This is a genomic window from Pseudomonas sp. B37(2017) (genome assembly GCF_002112885.1).
Classification (GTDB): domain Bacteria; phylum Pseudomonadota; class Gammaproteobacteria; order Pseudomonadales; family Pseudomonadaceae; genus Aquipseudomonas; species Aquipseudomonas paraglycinae.
In genome coordinates this window covers 434,901-450,146 of the sequence record NZ_NEIX01000002.1, presented here as the reverse complement: position 1 = coordinate 450,146, position 15,246 = coordinate 434,901, and the positions used below count along the sequence as shown (strand labels likewise).

General features: G+C 61.3%; 17 protein-coding genes. 8 read left to right on the top strand and 9 right to left on the bottom strand.

The window, feature by feature from the left end; genetic code table 11:
* Positions 1-293 precede the first annotated feature (293 nt).
* Positions 294-1,853, bottom strand: a complete 1,560-nt coding sequence (locus CAF90_RS08655; protein WP_085605727.1) for a sigma-54-dependent transcriptional regulator — start codon at positions 1,851-1,853, stop codon at positions 294-296.
* Between the two features lie 280 nt (positions 1,854-2,133).
* Between CAF90_RS08655 and phhA the strand changes: the two genes are divergently transcribed.
* The 6 genes from phhA to CAF90_RS08630 all read left to right on the top strand — a co-directional run bounded on the left by phhA (position 2,134) and on the right by CAF90_RS08630 (position 6,493).
* On the top strand, positions 2,134-2,925 hold the full coding sequence (phhA, locus tag CAF90_RS08650) for a phenylalanine 4-monooxygenase (protein WP_011333014.1): 792 nt from the start codon (positions 2,134-2,136) through the stop codon (positions 2,923-2,925).
* 110 nt (positions 2,926-3,035) lie between these two features.
* Positions 3,036-3,392, top strand: coding sequence for a 4a-hydroxytetrahydrobiopterin dehydratase (locus tag CAF90_RS08645; RefSeq protein WP_003222798.1), 357 nt, complete (start codon positions 3,036-3,038; stop codon positions 3,390-3,392).
* Positions 3,392-4,585: an amino acid aminotransferase gene (locus tag CAF90_RS08640; RefSeq protein ID WP_085605725.1), complete on the top strand. Its 1,194-nt coding sequence runs from the start codon at positions 3,392-3,394 to the stop codon at positions 4,583-4,585. Before CAF90_RS08645 ends, CAF90_RS08640 begins: the two co-directional genes overlap by 1 nt.
* A gap of 240 nt (positions 4,586-4,825) precedes the next feature.
* A complete protein-coding gene (locus CAF90_RS29715) occupies positions 4,826-4,957 on the top strand; it encodes a hypothetical protein (RefSeq protein ID WP_007958347.1) in 132 nt (43 codons plus the stop codon).
* 73 nt (positions 4,958-5,030) lie between these two features.
* Positions 5,031-5,210: a hypothetical protein gene (locus tag CAF90_RS08635; RefSeq protein WP_007958348.1), complete on the top strand. Its 180-nt coding sequence runs from the start codon at positions 5,031-5,033 to the stop codon at positions 5,208-5,210.
* 95 nt (positions 5,211-5,305) lie between these two features.
* Positions 5,306-6,493: an MFS transporter gene (locus tag CAF90_RS08630; RefSeq protein WP_162831796.1), complete on the top strand. Its 1,188-nt coding sequence runs from the start codon at positions 5,306-5,308 to the stop codon at positions 6,491-6,493.
* On the opposite strand, the gene arfB is transcribed toward CAF90_RS08630, so the two are convergent.
* From arfB to CAF90_RS08590, 8 genes are all read right to left on the bottom strand, one after another.
* On the bottom strand, positions 6,490-6,903 hold the full coding sequence (gene arfB / locus CAF90_RS08625; protein ID WP_011333010.1) for an alternative ribosome rescue aminoacyl-tRNA hydrolase ArfB: 414 nt from the start codon (positions 6,901-6,903) through the stop codon (positions 6,490-6,492). The two genes, CAF90_RS08630 and arfB, sit on opposite strands and share 4 nt — an antisense overlap.
* A 90-nt stretch (positions 6,904-6,993) precedes the next feature.
* Positions 6,994-8,412, bottom strand: a complete 1,419-nt coding sequence (locus CAF90_RS08620; protein ID WP_085605723.1) for an amino acid permease — start codon at positions 8,410-8,412, stop codon at positions 6,994-6,996.
* Between the two features lie 848 nt (positions 8,413-9,260).
* Positions 9,261-10,478 (bottom strand): 23S rRNA pseudouridine(2605) synthase RluB, encoded by a 1,218-nt coding sequence (rluB, locus tag CAF90_RS08615; RefSeq protein WP_085605721.1) that lies wholly within the window; start codon positions 10,476-10,478, stop codon positions 9,261-9,263.
* Between the two features lie 153 nt (positions 10,479-10,631).
* Positions 10,632-10,823, bottom strand: a complete 192-nt coding sequence (locus tag CAF90_RS08610) for a DUF1289 domain-containing protein (RefSeq protein WP_007958358.1) — start codon at positions 10,821-10,823, stop codon at positions 10,632-10,634.
* A gap of 2 nt (positions 10,824-10,825) precedes the next feature.
* Entirely contained in the window at positions 10,826-11,839 is a 1,014-nt protein-coding gene (scpB, locus tag CAF90_RS08605; RefSeq protein WP_085605719.1) for an SMC-Scp complex subunit ScpB, read from the bottom strand.
* An 11-nt stretch (positions 11,840-11,850) separates the two neighbouring features.
* Positions 11,851-12,549: a ScpA family protein gene (locus tag CAF90_RS08600; RefSeq protein WP_170844946.1), complete on the bottom strand. Its 699-nt coding sequence runs from the start codon at positions 12,547-12,549 to the stop codon at positions 11,851-11,853.
* Between the two features lie 120 nt (positions 12,550-12,669).
* Positions 12,670-13,299: an L-threonylcarbamoyladenylate synthase gene (locus CAF90_RS08595; protein WP_045121866.1), complete on the bottom strand. Its 630-nt coding sequence runs from the start codon at positions 13,297-13,299 to the stop codon at positions 12,670-12,672.
* A 13-nt stretch (positions 13,300-13,312) separates the two neighbouring features.
* The gene (locus tag CAF90_RS08590) at positions 13,313-14,176 is read right to left on the bottom strand and encodes a PHP domain-containing protein (RefSeq protein ID WP_085605717.1); all 864 of its coding nucleotides are present in this window, start codon (positions 14,174-14,176) and stop codon (positions 13,313-13,315) included.
* 87 nt (positions 14,177-14,263) lie between these two features.
* Here CAF90_RS08590 and CAF90_RS08585 point away from each other — a divergent pair, with 87 nt between their 5' ends.
* Both CAF90_RS08585 and CAF90_RS08580 read left to right on the top strand, forming a co-directional pair.
* Positions 14,264-14,860 carry a septation protein A gene (locus CAF90_RS08585; RefSeq protein WP_085605715.1) on the top strand — a complete coding sequence of 199 codons (597 nt, stop codon included), beginning with the start codon at positions 14,264-14,266 and terminating at the stop codon, positions 14,858-14,860.
* A 1-nt stretch (position 14,861) separates the two neighbouring features.
* Positions 14,862-15,161, top strand: coding sequence for a YciI family protein (locus tag CAF90_RS08580; RefSeq protein ID WP_011333002.1), 300 nt, complete (start codon positions 14,862-14,864; stop codon positions 15,159-15,161).
* The last annotated feature ends 85 nt before the right edge of the window (positions 15,162-15,246 follow it).

Genomic DNA, 15,246 nt, shown 5'->3' with positions numbered 1-15,246 from the left:
CGGACGTTTGCCGCCCACCGCTGTACTGCTGAGCCATAAGCAATTTGCAGACCAACTTTTTTCTGGCGGCCGAGGGCCCGGTAAACAAAGGACTTGAGGGATTTTGCGAGGATGAGGGAAATGTATCGAAGTCGAAAAACCGGCGGTGTCATGCCGCTTGGCGGCAAACACTGATGCGGAGGTTGCCCGGACTACCGCTTTCGCGAGCAAGCTCGCTCCCACAAGAGATCGCGTTTCCACTGTGGGAGCGAGCTTGCTCGCGATGAGGCCATCAGAAGCGATGCAACTACCGGTCAAGACTCGCTCTTGCCGACTTCATACTCACGCAGTTTGTTGGCAATCGTGGTGTGCGAAACCCCGAGCCGCTTGCCCAGTTGCCGGCTGCTCGGATGCTCTGAATACAGTCGCTCAAGCACCGCCTTCTCGAAGCGCCCGACAATCTCGTCGAGCCCGCCTTCGAGGGAGAAATCGCCAAGCGGCTGACGCACACCGTAATCCGGCAGGCGAATGTGCTCGGCCTTGACCGTGCCGCCTTCGCACAGCGAAACCGCCTGGAACAACACGTTCTCCAACTGCCGCACATTGCCCGGCCAATGGTAATGACTGAGCCGGTCCATCGCCGCCGGCGCCAGTTTCGGCAACGGGCAGCCGATCTGCCGGCTGGCCTGATCGAGGAAGTGTTCCACCAGCGGCGTCAAACCGTCGAGGCATTCGCGCAGTGGCGGGATGTGCAGCGACAGCACGTTCAAGCGGTGATACAGATCCTGGCGAAATTCCCCGCGCGCGCACAACTCCGACAGGTCGACCTGGGTTGCGCAGATCACCCGCACGTCCAGGTAAACCTCTTCATCGCTGCCCACCCGCCGAAAGCAACCGTCCTGCAGGAAGCGCAGCAATTTCACCTGCAAGCGCGGGCTCATTTCGCCGACGCCATCGAGGAACAGCGTGCCGCCCGCCGTCAGTTCCAGCAGCCCGAGCTTGCCTTCGGCCCGCGCGCCTTCAAAGGCACCGGGGCCGTAGCCGAACAGCTCGGTCTCGGCCATCGACTCCGGCAGCCCCGCGCAGTTGAGCGCCATCAGCGGCGACTGACCGCGCGGGCTCGCCAAATGGCAGGCCCGCGCCAGCAATTCCTTGCCAGTGCCGGTTTCGCCCTCAATCAACAACGGCGCATCCAGCGGCGCCATGCGTCGCGCTTCACGCACCACCGCCGCCATCACTTTCGAGCTCTGGAAGATGCTATCGAAGCCACGCAACTCTTGTTTGCGCACGTTATAGATGCGCTCGCCGACCCGGTCCGCGCGGTGCAGGGTGAGCACGGCACCGGCCATGGCCTCGCTGTCGTCGTGCTCCGATTGCAGCGGCGCGATGTCGGCCAGAAAGATGTCGCCCTTGACCTTGACCCGCATGCCGTTGATTCGCGATTTGTTGGCGCGCACCAGTTCCGGCAGGTCGAAATCTTCGGCGTAACGCGACAACGGAATCCCCGGCACCTCGTCCACCCGCACCCCGAGCAACTGCGCCGCCGCACGGTTGGCCGCCACGATGGAGCCGCCCATGTCGATCGACAGCACCGGAAACTCCAGCGCACCGAGCAGCGCATTCAACTCCATGTGCCGCCGCTCGCTGGGCATCAGCCCGACCCGCTTGACGCCGAACACCCCGGCAATCGCCTCGAACTTCGGTCGCAACGCCTGGAACTGAATGTTGATCAGGTTCGGGCAATGCAGGTAGATCGCGTTGCCATGCTCACCGCCCACCTCGCCACGGGCGACGTTGATCCCGTACTCCACCAGCAGATTGAGAATGTCGCGCAGGATGCCGATGCGGTTCTGGCAGTGGACTTTGATACGCATATAAAGGCCCGAAACAGGTGAAGAGGCGGTCTGACGCCGGAATTTTCTGCGCAGCGCGCAAGATAGTCGTCAAGATTATGTGACAGCCATCGGCCTTTTCAAACCCGACAGTCACCGCAAACACGACTTATCGCACGAAGCGTAACGAAAATTTTACGAATTAAAGAGACTTTTCCTACTCAACTGGTCATCTACCTGCTGCAACAACGAACGTTCCGGGGTATTTCTCAGTCCATCGCAGGACATAACAAGAACGAAATTCCCCTCGCAGGAGAGCAGTATGAAGCAGACGCAATACGTGGCCCGCGAGCCCGATGCGCAAGGTTTTATCGACTACCCCGCCGAAGAACACGCGGTGTGGAACACGCTGATCACCCGCCAGTTGAAAGTGATCGAGGGTCGTGCGTGCCAGGAATACCTGGACGGTATCGAAAAACTCGGTCTGCCCCACGACCGCATTCCGCAACTGGGCGAGATCAACAAGGTGCTCGGCGAGACCACCGGTTGGCAGGTTGCCCGCGTCCCGGCGCTGATCCCCTTCCAGACCTTTTTCGAATTGCTCGCCAGCAAGCAGTTTCCGGTGGCCACGTTCATTCGTACCCGTGAAGAACTGGACTACCTGCAAGAGCCGGACATTTTCCACGAGATCTTTGGCCACTGCCCGCTGCTGACCAACCCGTGGTTCGCCGAATTCACCCACACCTACGGCAAGCTCGGCCTGCAAGCGACCAAGGAAGAACGCGTTTATCTGGCGCGCCTGTACTGGATGACCATCGAGTTCGGCCTGGTCGACACCCCGCAAGGCAAACGCATCTACGGTGGCGGCATCCTGTCTTCGCCGAAAGAAACTGTTTATTCGCTGTCGGACGAGCCCGAGCATCAGGCCTTCGATCCGCTGGAAGCAATGCGCACGCCGTATCGCATCGACATTCTGCAACCGCTGTATTTTGTCCTGCCGAACCTCAAGCGCCTGTTCGACCTGGCCCACGAAGACATCATGGCCATGGTCAAGCAAGGCATGCAGCTGGGTCTGCACGCACCGAAGTTTCCGCCAAAACCAAAAGCCGCGTGACCCGCGACTTTTGCTTACAAGTGAGTCTGTCCGTCGTCGCCACTTTGGTTTAGCGTGGCGACACTGACCGCCAATATAAAAAAACACCTTCAGATTTCAGGAAGTCCACCATGTCCACTTTGAACCAAGCCCATTGCGAAGCCTGCCGTGCCGATGCCCCACAAGTCAGCGATGAAGAACTGCCGATCCTGATCAAGCAGATCCCTGACTGGAACATCGAAGTACGCGACAGCATCATGCAGCTGGAAAAAGTCTTCCTGTTCAAGAATTTCAAGCACGCGCTGGCCTTCACCAACGCCGTCGGCGAGATCTCCGAGGCCGAAGGTCACCACCCGGGCCTGCTGACCGAGTGGGGCAAAGTCACCGTGACTTGGTGGAGCCACTCGATCAAAGGCCTGCACCGCAACGACTTCATCATGGCCGCGCGCACTGACGAAGTGGCCAAGACCGCAGAAGGACGCAAGTAATGCACTTCGACGCCATCGGCCGGGTGCCCGGCGACCCGATCCTCGGCCTGATGGAGGCCTACGCGCAGGATTCCAACCCGCGCAAGTTCGACCTCGGCGTGGGCGTCTACAAGGATGCCCAGGGCCTGACGCCGATCCCCGAAGCGGTGAAAATCGCCGAGGCGCGTCTGGTCGAGAGCCAGGACACCAAGACCTACATCGGTGGCCACGGCAATCCGCTGTTCGGCAAGGTCATCAACGAGCTGGTGCTCGGTGCCGATTCGGCACTGATCGCCGGGCAGCGCGCCGGCGCCACCCAGACCCCGGGTGGCACGGGCGCCCTGCGCCTGGCAGCGGATTTCATCGCGCAATGCCTGCCGGGCAAAGGCGTATGGCTGAGCAACCCGACCTGGCCGATCCACGAAACGATTTTCGCGGCCGCAGGGGTCAAGATCAGCCATTACCCGTACGTCGGCAGCGACAACCGCCTCGATGTCGACGCGATGCTCGCCGTGCTCAATGAAGTGCCGAAAGGCGATGTGGTGCTGCTGCACGCGTGCTGCCACAACCCGACCGGTTTCGATCTGAGTCACGACGACTGGCAGCGAGTGCTGGATGTGGTGCGCAGCCGTAATCTGCTGCCGCTGATCGACTTTGCCTACCAGGGCTTTGGCGACGGTCTGGAGCAGGATGCATGGTCGACCCGGCTGTTCGCCGCCGAGTTGCCCGAGCTGCTGATCACCAGTTCCTGCTCGAAGAACTTCGGCCTGTACCGCGACCGCACCGGTGCGTTGATCGTCAGCGCGAAAACCGCTGACAAGCTCATCGATATCCGCAGCCAGCTGGCGCACATCGCCCGTAACCTGTGGTCAACGCCGCCGGATCACGGCGCGGCTGTGGTCGCCACGATCCTCGCCGACCCGGAGCTGAAAAGCCGCTGGGCCGACGAAGTGGAAGCCATGCGCCTGCGCATCGCCCAATTGCGCAGCGGGCTGGTGGAAGCGCTGGAACCGCACGGTCTGCGTGAGCGCTTTGCGCACATCGGCGTGCAACGCGGGATGTTCTCCTACACCGGCCTGTCGCCGGAACAGGTGAAAAACCTGCGCGAGCATCACAGCGTGTACATGGTCAGCTCGGGCCGGGCCAACGTCGCCGGGATTGATGCAACGCGCCTCGACCTGCTGGCCGAAGCGATCGCCAGCGTCTGCAAATAACTCCCCCTTGCCTTGATCGTTCCCACGCTCCGCGTGGGAACGATCAGGCGCACTCTTCGCGAGCAGGCTCCCTCCCAAATTTGCCCTGCGTCACCCTGTCGCACTTGTCTAGACAATCCCGCCCGTCGAAACAAATGGATTTAAAAATCTGTTTGTCACTTTTCCTGCTGTATCCTTCGCAGGCTTTCTGAAAGCGCGGATCTACCAGATCTATCAACAGACTTAGCGAGGAGCGCAACCATGCACGAGATTCCGAATCTCCCCTTCCCAAGCCTGCACGAAACTGAGCAGACGACCACGCAACAAGCCGGTGCCCAACAGCCCGAGCCGAAAGAAGCCGCCGAGAGCCGTCCGGCCGACAGCGAAGAGTAAGCAACACCCGCCGTACAGACCGTGTGGAAAGCGCTAACATGCGCTTTCCACACTGCCTGAAACCTGAGCTGCCATGTCCAAAGAATTCGATGAACAACAGGCCGAGATCCTGATCGGTGCCACCGAGAAGATGATCGAGATCTGGAGCCGTCTCTCGCCCGAGAAACAGGCCGCCCTGCTCGCCCGTTTCGGCAGCGAGGAAAACGCGCTGGCCGCACTGGTCACCACGCAATTGGTCGCCCCGGCCAAATAGTTTTACTTTTCCCCGCCCCAGACGCGTCCGCATCGGTATCATGAGCAGCCTATCTATTCTGCTCTTCCCGTGGATCGTAATTCATGTCGTCCTCTATGCCAGAACCCCAGCGCCCCCTGGCGGTCACGCTGCAAGTCGTTTCCATCGTCCTGTTCACCTTCATCGGCTACCTGAACATCGGCATTCCGCTGGCGGTGCTGCCAGGTTATGTGCACAGCGACCTGGGCTTCGGCGCGGTCATCGCCGGGCTGGTGATCAGCGTGCAGTACCTTGCCACGCTGCTCAGCCGCCCGTATGCCGGCAAGATTATCGACAACAAGGGCAGCAAACGTGCAGTGATGATTGGTCTGGCCGGTTGTGGCTTGAGCGGTGTGTTCATGCTGATTTCGGCGTGGACGCCCAACCTGCCGCTGCTGAGCCTGATCAGCCTGTTCGTCGGCCGTCTGGTGCTGGGCAGCGCTGAAAGCCTGGTCGGCTCAGGCTCGATCGGTTGGGGGATCGGCCGCGTCGGCGCCGCCAACACCGCCAAGGTCATCTCGTGGAACGGCATCGCCAGTTACGGTGCGCTGGCGGTCGGTGCGCCGCTGGGGGTGTGGCTGGTCAGCCGTTTTGGCTTGTGGAGCATGGGCGTGAGCATTCTGTTGCTGGCCACGCTGGGGCTGTTGCTGGCCTGGCCGAAAACCGCCGCGCCGATTGTGGCTGGTGAGCGTCTGCCGTTCATGCATGTCCTCGGTCGCGTCTTCCCGCACGGCTGCGGACTGGCGCTGGGCTCGATCGGTTTCGGCACTATCGCCACCTTCATCACTCTGTATTACGCCACGCAGCACTGGGATAACGCGGTGCTGTGCCTGAGCCTGTTCGGCGCCAGCTTCATCGGTGCGCGGCTGCTGTTCGGCAACTTGATTAACCGCCTCGGCGGCTTTCGTGTGGCGATTGCCTGCCTGTCGGTGGAAACCCTGGGCCTGCTGTTGCTGTGGCTCGCGCCGGACGCGCACTGGGCATTGGCCGGTGCGGCATTGAGCGGTTTCGGTTTCTCACTGGTGTTCCCGGCGCTGGGCGTGGAAGCCGTAAACCTGGTGCCAGCCTCCAGTCGAGGTGCGGCGGTCGGGGCGTATTCGTTGTTCATCGACTTGTCGCTGGGCATCACCGGGCCGCTGGCGGGAGCCATTGCGGCGGGCTTCGGTTTTGCCTCGATCTTCCTGTTCGCCGCCCTCGCCGCGCTGAGCGGCCTGGCACTGAGCGTCTACCTGTACCGCCACACGGCGAAGTACCGCGAAGACTAGAAATCCACCTTGCCGCGCCCGGCCTTGATGCTGCCGCGCTTGGTTTTCGACTCGAGCCGACGCTTCTTTGAACCCAGCGTCGGCTTGGTCGGCCGGCGCTTCTTTTCAACCTTGGTAGCGCTGAGAATCAACTCGGTCAAACGCTCCAGCGCATCGGCGCGATTCTGTTCCTGCGTGCGGTACTGCTGGGCCTTGATGATCAGCACGCCGTCGCCGGTAATGCGACTGTCGCGCAACGCCAGCAGCCGCTCCTTGTAGAACTCGGGCAAGGACGAGGCCGGAATGTCGAAGCGCAGGTGCACGGCGCTGGAGACCTTGTTGACGTTCTGCCCACCGGCGCCCTGGGCGCGGATGTACGTCAGTTCGATCTCGGCATCCGGCAGATGCACGTTGTTGGAAATCACCAGCATGGAAAAGCGTCCGTATTCAGAACTCGCAGGATACCGCGAAAGCACAAAAAACCCGGCACTTGGCCGGGTTTGTTGTTTTTGTTGCGACGCTTACTTGGCAGCGTTCGCCGCGTGCAGTGCCTGTTGTGCACCGCGCTTGTTCTTGATCACGTAGCAGACCCACATGAACACCACCCACACCGGGATCGCGTACACCGAGATCTGGATGCCCGGGATCAGCAGCATCACGCCGAGAATAAACAGGACGAACGCCAGGCAGATGTAGTTGCCGTACGGGTACCACAGCGCCTTGAACAGCGGCTTCTGGTGGGTCTTGTTCATGTGCTGGCGGAACTTGAAGTGCGAGAAGCTGATCATCGCCCAGTTGATCACCAGCGTTGCAACCACCAGCGACATCAGCAGTTCCAGCGCGTGTTGCGGGATCAGGTAGTTGAGCAGCACCGCCACCAGAGTCACGGCCGCCGAGGCCAGGATCGAACGCACCGGCACGCCGCGCTTGTCGATCTTCGCCAGCGCTTTCGGTGCATCACCCTGCTCGGCCATGCCCAGCAGCATGCGGCTGTTGCAGTAGGTGCCGCTGTTGTACACCGACAATGCCGCGGTCAGAACCACGAAGTTGAGGATGTGCGCAGCGGTGTTGCTGCCGAGCATCGAGAACACCTGCACGAACGGGCTGCCGCTGTAGGAATCGCCGGAAGCGTTGAGGGTTTCCAGCAGGCTGTCCCATGGGGTCAGCGACAGCAGGATCACCAGTGCGCCGATGTAGAAAATCAGGATCCGGTAGATCACCTGGTTGATCGCTTTCGGGATCACGGTTTTCGGCTTGTCGGCTTCGGCTGCGGTGAAACCGAGCATCTCCAGACCGCCGAAGGAGAACATGATGATCGCCATGGCCATCACCAGACCGCTCACACCGTTCGGGAAGAAGCCTCCGTGGGACCACAGGTTGCTGACCGAAGCCTGCGGGCCGCCATGGCCGCTGACCAGCAGGTAGCTACCCAGGGCGATCATGCCGACGATTGCCACGACCTTGATGATCGCGAACCAGAATTCGGCTTCACCGAAGACTTTGACGTTGGCCAGGTTGATCGCGTTGATCAGCACGAAGAACGCGGCGGCGGTGACCCAGCTCGGGATCTCCGGCGCCCAGTAGTGGATGTACTTGCCGACTGCGGTCAGCTCCGACATGCCCACCAGGATGTACAGGATCCAGCAGTTCCAGCCCGACAGGAAGCCGGCGAAACCGCCCCAGTATTTGTGTGCGAAATGACTGAAGGAACCGGCCACCGGCTCTTCGACGATCATTTCGCCGAGCTGGCGCATGATCATGAAGGCGATGAAGCCGCAGATGGCATAGCCGAGGATCATCGACGGGCCGGCGGATTTCAGCACCCCGGCCGAGCCGAGGAACAATCCGGTACCGATCGCGCCACCGAGGGCGATCAGTTGAATATGGCGATTTTTCAGGCCGCGTTTCAGCTCGCCTGATTGCGAGTTTTGTCCACTCATGAAAAAGGTCTCACGCAAGGTTTGATGATGTTCAGTAGACGTTGCTGCAAGGTTGCGATTTCAGCCAACCTTGATCAAACCCCAGCGCAGGCACCAGGAATTCAGCTTTTTTACAACGGTCATGCGTCACCTGTTTGTTTTTATCTGTGACGAAATCGAACCCGACACGCTTGTGACGCGGCGGAGTGAACAAGGCGGATAAACCTTGAGGTTTGCGCGATTACGCAGAGGGTCACAGTTAAAACGCGGCGCATTGTACACCGCTAACCCCCTGCTGCCAGACCTCGCCGGATCAGCGTGTCGGTTGCCGGGATTGCATGTGTCCACCCCGGGAGGCCCGGGCGGCTGCAAAAATTGAGTCAGGCCTTTGCAGGCCATCGGCGTGGGCGATGGAAAATCCGCCCCACGTGGAGAAGTGAAATTGGATAACGGCGTTCATTGCGCCTCCTTCTTGTTATGCACCTGCACGACAGGCATGCAGCGCATCTCACCTTCCAAACGACGCTGAAACAAGCGCGCCAGAGCGCTGCGCAAGGCCCGGCGGGCCTGGCTCCGGCAGATTTTCCTTACAGCCTGACAAAGGCACCCGATTCACGGGACTGCGACGGCTTTTTCGTAAATATTCACTGACAGTGCGTAACGTAAAGTTTCCACTCCAGACCCATCGAAGCGCCGTCCGGTAATTGACGTTAGCTGGCTAACTATTTGAAAGGCGTTAAGTTTTTTGTTTTAAAACAAGAAAAACACGCCCAAAAAATAGAAATAAAAAGTCCAAAAAAAAACGCCAACCCTGAGGTTGGCGTTTCTGTTTTCAGCTTGAAGCTTGCCGCTTGAAGCTTACAACCGCGTTATTCCGGCTTCTTGCGACCGAAACCCGGACGCTGGCCGGAACCGGCCGGTGCGCCACGGCGCTTGCCCGACGGCTTGTCATCGTCAGCCAGCTTGATGCCTGGACGCTTCGGCGCCGGCTTGGACGGACGCTTGGTGTCGACTGGACGATCCGCCACCGGCGTACCGCGACCTTCGCCCCGCTCGGTACGGCCGTTGGCCGGACGCGGAGTGCGTGGGCCGCGCTCGCCATCCGGACGCGCTGCCGGCTTGCGACCTGGACGCTCGCCTTCGATCTGCGGCTCGCGGACCGGACGCGGACCGGCGCCAATCGGTGCACCGTTGGCCGGACGCAGGGTGCGCACGCGCTCGGTACGGGCCATCGGACGCGACGACTTGCGCTGCATGCGGTCGAGCTTGTCTTTGCTCTTGGCGTTCAGTTGCGGCATGGCCACCGGGGTCAGGCCGACTTCGGCGCTCAGTACGTCGACTTCGTACTGGCTCATTTCGCGCCAGCGGCCCATCGGCAGGTCGGAGTTGAGGAACACCGGACCGAAACGCACGCGCTTCAGGCGGCTGACCACCAGGCCCTGGGATTCCCACAGACGACGTACTTCACGGTTACGGCCTTCCATCACCACGCAGTGATACCAGTGGTTGAAGCCTTCGCCGCCCGGTGCCTGTTGAATGTCGGTGAAACGCGCCGGGCCGTCTTCCAGCACAACGCCAGCCTTCAGGCGCTCGATCATTTCGTCGTCGACTTCGCCACGCACACGCACCGCGTACTCACGGTCCATCTCGTAGGACGGGTGCATCAGACGGTTGGCCAGTTCACCGTCGGTGGTGAACATCAGCAGACCGGTGGTGTTGATGTCGAGACGACCGATGTTGATCCAGCGGCCTTCTTTCGGACGCGGCAGCTTGTCGAACACGGTCGGACGGCCTTCCGGGTCGTCACGGGTGCAGATCTCGCCATCGGGCTTGTTGTACATGATCACGCGGCGAACCGACTCGGCGGCTTCTTCACGCTTGATGACCTTGCCATCAATGGTGATGGCGTCGTGCATGTCGACACGCAGGCCCAAGGTGGCGTCTTTGCCATTGACCTTGATGCGGCCGGCAGCGATCCAGGATTCGACATCACGGCGCGAGCCGACGCCGATACGGGCGAGGACTTTCTGCAGCTTTTCGCCTGCTGGGCCGATTTCCTGGTCGTCTTTCTGATTGATGTCACTCATCTGGGCACCTCCCGGTGTGGTCTGTTCAGCGGCGCTGAATGAGCCGCTGAAGCGTTGAAATCTGGGTTTTCGGGCGAAGGGATCGCCGAAGGGTCGCGAATCATACGCGGATGTGGCCGCGCGCGCATCAGAGACTAGTCGATCAGGGCAAGGTTATTTCTTTTTCCGCCGACCGGTGGCCCCGAGCTTGATAAGACGCAGCGCGGCTTCGGCCAGCACGGTGCGCTTGTCGTCCTTGTCGAGTTTCTTCCAGGCCCGGATCTCGCGCTTGCTGCGGCCGCAGCCCAGACAGATGTCGTCGCTGAACTTGCAGACGCTGATGCACGGGTCTTTGGTCGAGCTCATGCTCAATCCTCGAACTCGCGGCGTTCGGCTTCAATGGCTTCGGCCAAGGCGCGGGCCTCGGCTTCTTCTTCGCTTAGCTCTTCTTCTACGACTGGTTCCGGAGCGGGCTGTTCGAGACGGGCGACGGCGGCCAGCAGTTTTTCCCGGGCTTCGGCCACGCCGAGCACATCGTCTTCCTGCTCGGGCTCAAATTCAGGCTCATGCTCCAATTCAGGCTCAAATTCAGTTTCGAACTCATCCTCAACCGGCGACTCGACCGGATCGGACTCAACCCCGGTCGGCATCGACTCGCCGCCCAGCCCGTCACGCAGCAAGTCGTCGAAGTCGGTCTTGATCCCCTCCTCCATGCTGTCCAGTTCCAGCAGCAGGGTGTGGAAACTGGTTTCCTCCTTCGGCTCTTCCGGCTCGGCGCTGGCGTCGGCCAGTTCCTGCAAGCCCGGTGGCACGGGGGCGTCGTCGAAGTCGAGCACTGGATCGGCCTCGATCTCGCGCAATTCGGCCAACGGCGGCAGGTCGTCGAGGTTTTTCAGGTTGAAGTGATCGAGAAACGCCTTGGTGGTGGCGAACATCGCCGGTTTGCCCGGCACGTCGCGGTAACCGACGATGCGGATCCACTCGCGCTCGATCAGCGTCTTGACGATGTTGGTATTGACCGCCACACCCCGCACATCCTCGATCTCGCCCCGAGTGATCGGCTGGCGATAGGCGATCAGCGCCATGGTTTCCAGCAGCGCCCGGGAATAGCGCTGCGGGCGCTCTTCCCACAAACGACCGACCCACGGCGCGAACTTCTCGCGGATTTGCAGCCGATAGCCGGAGGCGACTTCCTTGAGCTCGAACGCCCGCCCTTCGCAGGACTTGCCGAGCAGCGTCAGGGCTTTCTTGAAGACCGGCGGTTCCGGGCGTTCGCCCTCTTCGAACAGTTCATAGAGGCGTTCGAGGGATTGCGGCTTTCCCGAGGCCAACAGAAAGGCTTCAAGCAGGGACGCCAGCTCGCGGGGTTCAGTCAGGTTCATATCGGGACTCGTTATTCGGCTCGGGCTCGCACGTGGATCGCGGCGAACGGCTCATTCTGCACCAGCTCGATCAGGGATTCCTTGACCAGTTCAAGGATCGCCATGAAGGTCACCACCACGCCGAGCTTGCCCTCTTCGGCGGTGAACAGCTCGACGAACGGCACAAACCCGCCGCCCTTGAGCCGCTCCAGCACGTCGCTCATGCGCTCGCGGGTGGACAGCGCCTCGCGGCTGACCTGATGGCTTTCGAACATGTCGCCCCGGCGCAGCACTTCGGCCATGGACATCAGGATTTCTTCCAGCGCCACATCGGGCAACAGCTTGCGCGCGCGGGCTTCCGGGGCATCGAGCTTGGGCACGATCACGTCGCGGCCGACCCGGCTCAGGCCATCGATGCCTTCGGCGGCAGCCTTGAACCGTTCGTACTCCTGCAGGCGGCGGATCAGTTCGGCGCGCGGGTCGTCCTCTTCGTCCTCGACGGTTTCGGCACGGGGCAGCAGCATCCGCGACTTGATCTCGGCCAGCATCGCGGCCATCACCAGGTATTCGGCAGCCAGTTCCAGACGCACCGACTGCATCAGCTCGACATAGCCCATGTACTGGCGGGTGATTTCCGCCACCGGGATGTCGAGGATGTTGATGTTCTGTTTGCGGATCAGGTACAGCAGCAGGTCGAGCGGGCCTTCGAAGGCTTCGAGGAAGACTTCCAGCGCGTCGGGCGGAATGTACAGGTCCAGCGGCATTTCCGTGACCGCCTGGCCATAGACCATGGCAAACGGCAGTTCCTGCTGGGCACCGGCCTGGGGATCAACGGTTTCCACTGCGGACATTCAGGCCTCGACCATGAATGGCGCAGGATCGCCGCAACCGACGCGGATCACTTCCGGATCATCGCCCGTGAGGTCGATCACGGTGGAGGCCTTGATGCCGCCAAAACCGCCGTCGATGATCAGGTCGACCTGATGCTCGAGCAACTGGCGCATTTCGTACGGGTCGCTCAGCGGATCTTCTTCGCCCGGCATGATCAGGGTCACGCTCATCAGCGGCTCGCCCAGTTCGGCCAGCAGCGCCAATGCGATGGGATGGCTCGGCACCCGCAGACCGATAGTGCGTTTCTTCGGATGCAGCAACAGACGCGGCACTTCGCGGGTGGCGTTGAGAATGAAGGTGTACGGGCCCGGCAGGTGGGCTTTGAGGATTCGAAAGGTCCCGGTGTCGATCTTGGCGTAGTTGCCCAGTTGCGACAGGTCGCTGCAGATCAGCGCGAAGTTGTGCTTTTCGTCGAGCTGACGCAGGCGTCGAACGCGCTCGATGCCGTTCTTGTCGCCAATCTGGCAGCCGATTGCGTAGGAAGAGTCCGTGGGATAGACCACCACCCCGCCCTTGCGGATGATCTCGACCGCCTGTTTGATCAGGCGCGCTTGCGGGTTTTCCGGATGAATCTGGAAAAATTGACTCACATTCTCTACCTGTTCAGACGGCGGCAATAACTGTGTCATGTTTGAACCGACACCACAGGGGTGGAAGGTCCTCCGGCACCGGCCGGTACTGGCCGATCTCGGACCAGCCACCAGGGCCATGGAAATCACTGCCGGCGCTGACCAGCAGACCGAACTCACGGGCAAGGATTGCCAGGATGCCCACCTGTTCCGCAGGCTGGTGACCGTTGACCACTTCGATCGCATGCCCGCCTGCTTGAATATAGTCGGCAATCAGCTTTCGGCGCTTGCTGCGGGTGAAATCGTAGTGCCACGGATGCGCCAGGCTGACCCAGGCGCCGGCGGCGCGCAGCGTGCCGACGGTGTCTTCGAGGGTCGGCCAGTGTTGCTTGACGTCCCCCAGCTTGCCGGCGCCGAGCCATTTGCGAAACGCCTCGGCGCGATCCTTTACAAAACCTTCACGCACCATCCAGTCGGCGAAATGCGGGCGGGCCGGCGCGTTGCCGCTGTCGCCCAGTTCCTGCTGGATCTGCCGCGCGCCGTCGAGCGCATTCGGCATACCCTTGAGGGCGAGCTTGCGACTTATTTCCTCAGACCGCAGCCAGCGGCCGTCGTGCAACTGCGCAATCGCCTCGACCAACGGTGCGGCGTTGACGTCGAAACCGTAGCCGAGCACGTGAATGGTCGCCCCGCCCCAGGTGCAGGACAACTCGACGCCGTTGACCAGTTGCATGCCCAGCGCCTCGGCGGCCGTGCGCGCTTCGGCGAGGCCTTCGAGGGTGTCGTGATCGGTCAGGGCCAGGACTCGCACGCCGTTCTCGAACGCACGCGCAACCAGTGCCGCAGGCGCCAGGGCGCCATCGGAGGCCGTGCTGTGGCAGTGCAAATCAACATTCACGGGGATGTGTAACCTCAAATCAGCTGGCGCTATCGCGCGCCCATATGTTTGTTATTATGCCGCCACATCCAGCTTCTGGCTCTCACTGTGAAACAATTCATCGATTTCATCCCGCTTCTGCTGTTCTTCATCGTCTACAAACTCGATCCACGCACCGTCGACGTTGCCGGCCATGAACTGACGGTCGGCGGCATTTACAGTGCAACCGCCGTGCTGATCATCAGCTCCCTGGTGGTGTACGGCGCGATCTTCATCAAGCAGCGCAATCTGGAGAAGAGCCAGTGGCTGACGCTGGTCGCCTGCCTCGTGTTCGGCAGCCTGACCCTGGCCTTTCACAGCGAAACCTTCCTGAAATGGAAAGCCCCGGTGGTCAACTGGCTGTTCGCCCTGGCCTTCATCGGCAGCCATTTCATCGGTGACCGCCTGCTGATCAAACGCATCATGGGTCACGCGCTGGCCCTGCCGGATCCGGTCTGGACCCGACTGAACATCGCCTGGATCGGTTTCTTCCTGTTCTGCGGGGCCGCCAACCTGTTCGTCGCCTTCACCTTCCAGGACTACTGGGTGGACTTCAAGGTGTTCGGCAGCCTGGGCTTGACCGTGCTGTTCCTGGTCGCTCAGGGCATCTACCTGTCCCGTCACCTGCACGACGCCGATACCACAACGCCAAAAACCGAGGACTGACATGCTCTACGCCATCATTGCCACCGACGTCGCCAATTCCCTGGAAGCCCGCCTCGCTGCGCGCCCGGCACACCTTGAACGCCTGCAAGTGCTCAAGGGCGAAGGCCGCATCGTACTGGCCGGCCCGCACCCGGCGGTCGATAGCAATGACCCTGGCGCAGCAGGTTTCAGCGGCAGCCTGATCGTTGCCGAATTCGACTCCCTGAGCGCGGCGCAAGCCTGGGCCGATGCCGACCCGTACATCGCCGCCGGCGTCTACGCCAACGTGATCGTCAAGCCGTTCAAGCAAGTCCTGCCGTAACCTCCCCCGCCAATACCCCTACGCGATGAACCTTGTCGGTTCATCGCGTTCTCAATCGCTCATTATTCTCGTTTGCCGGCCGACA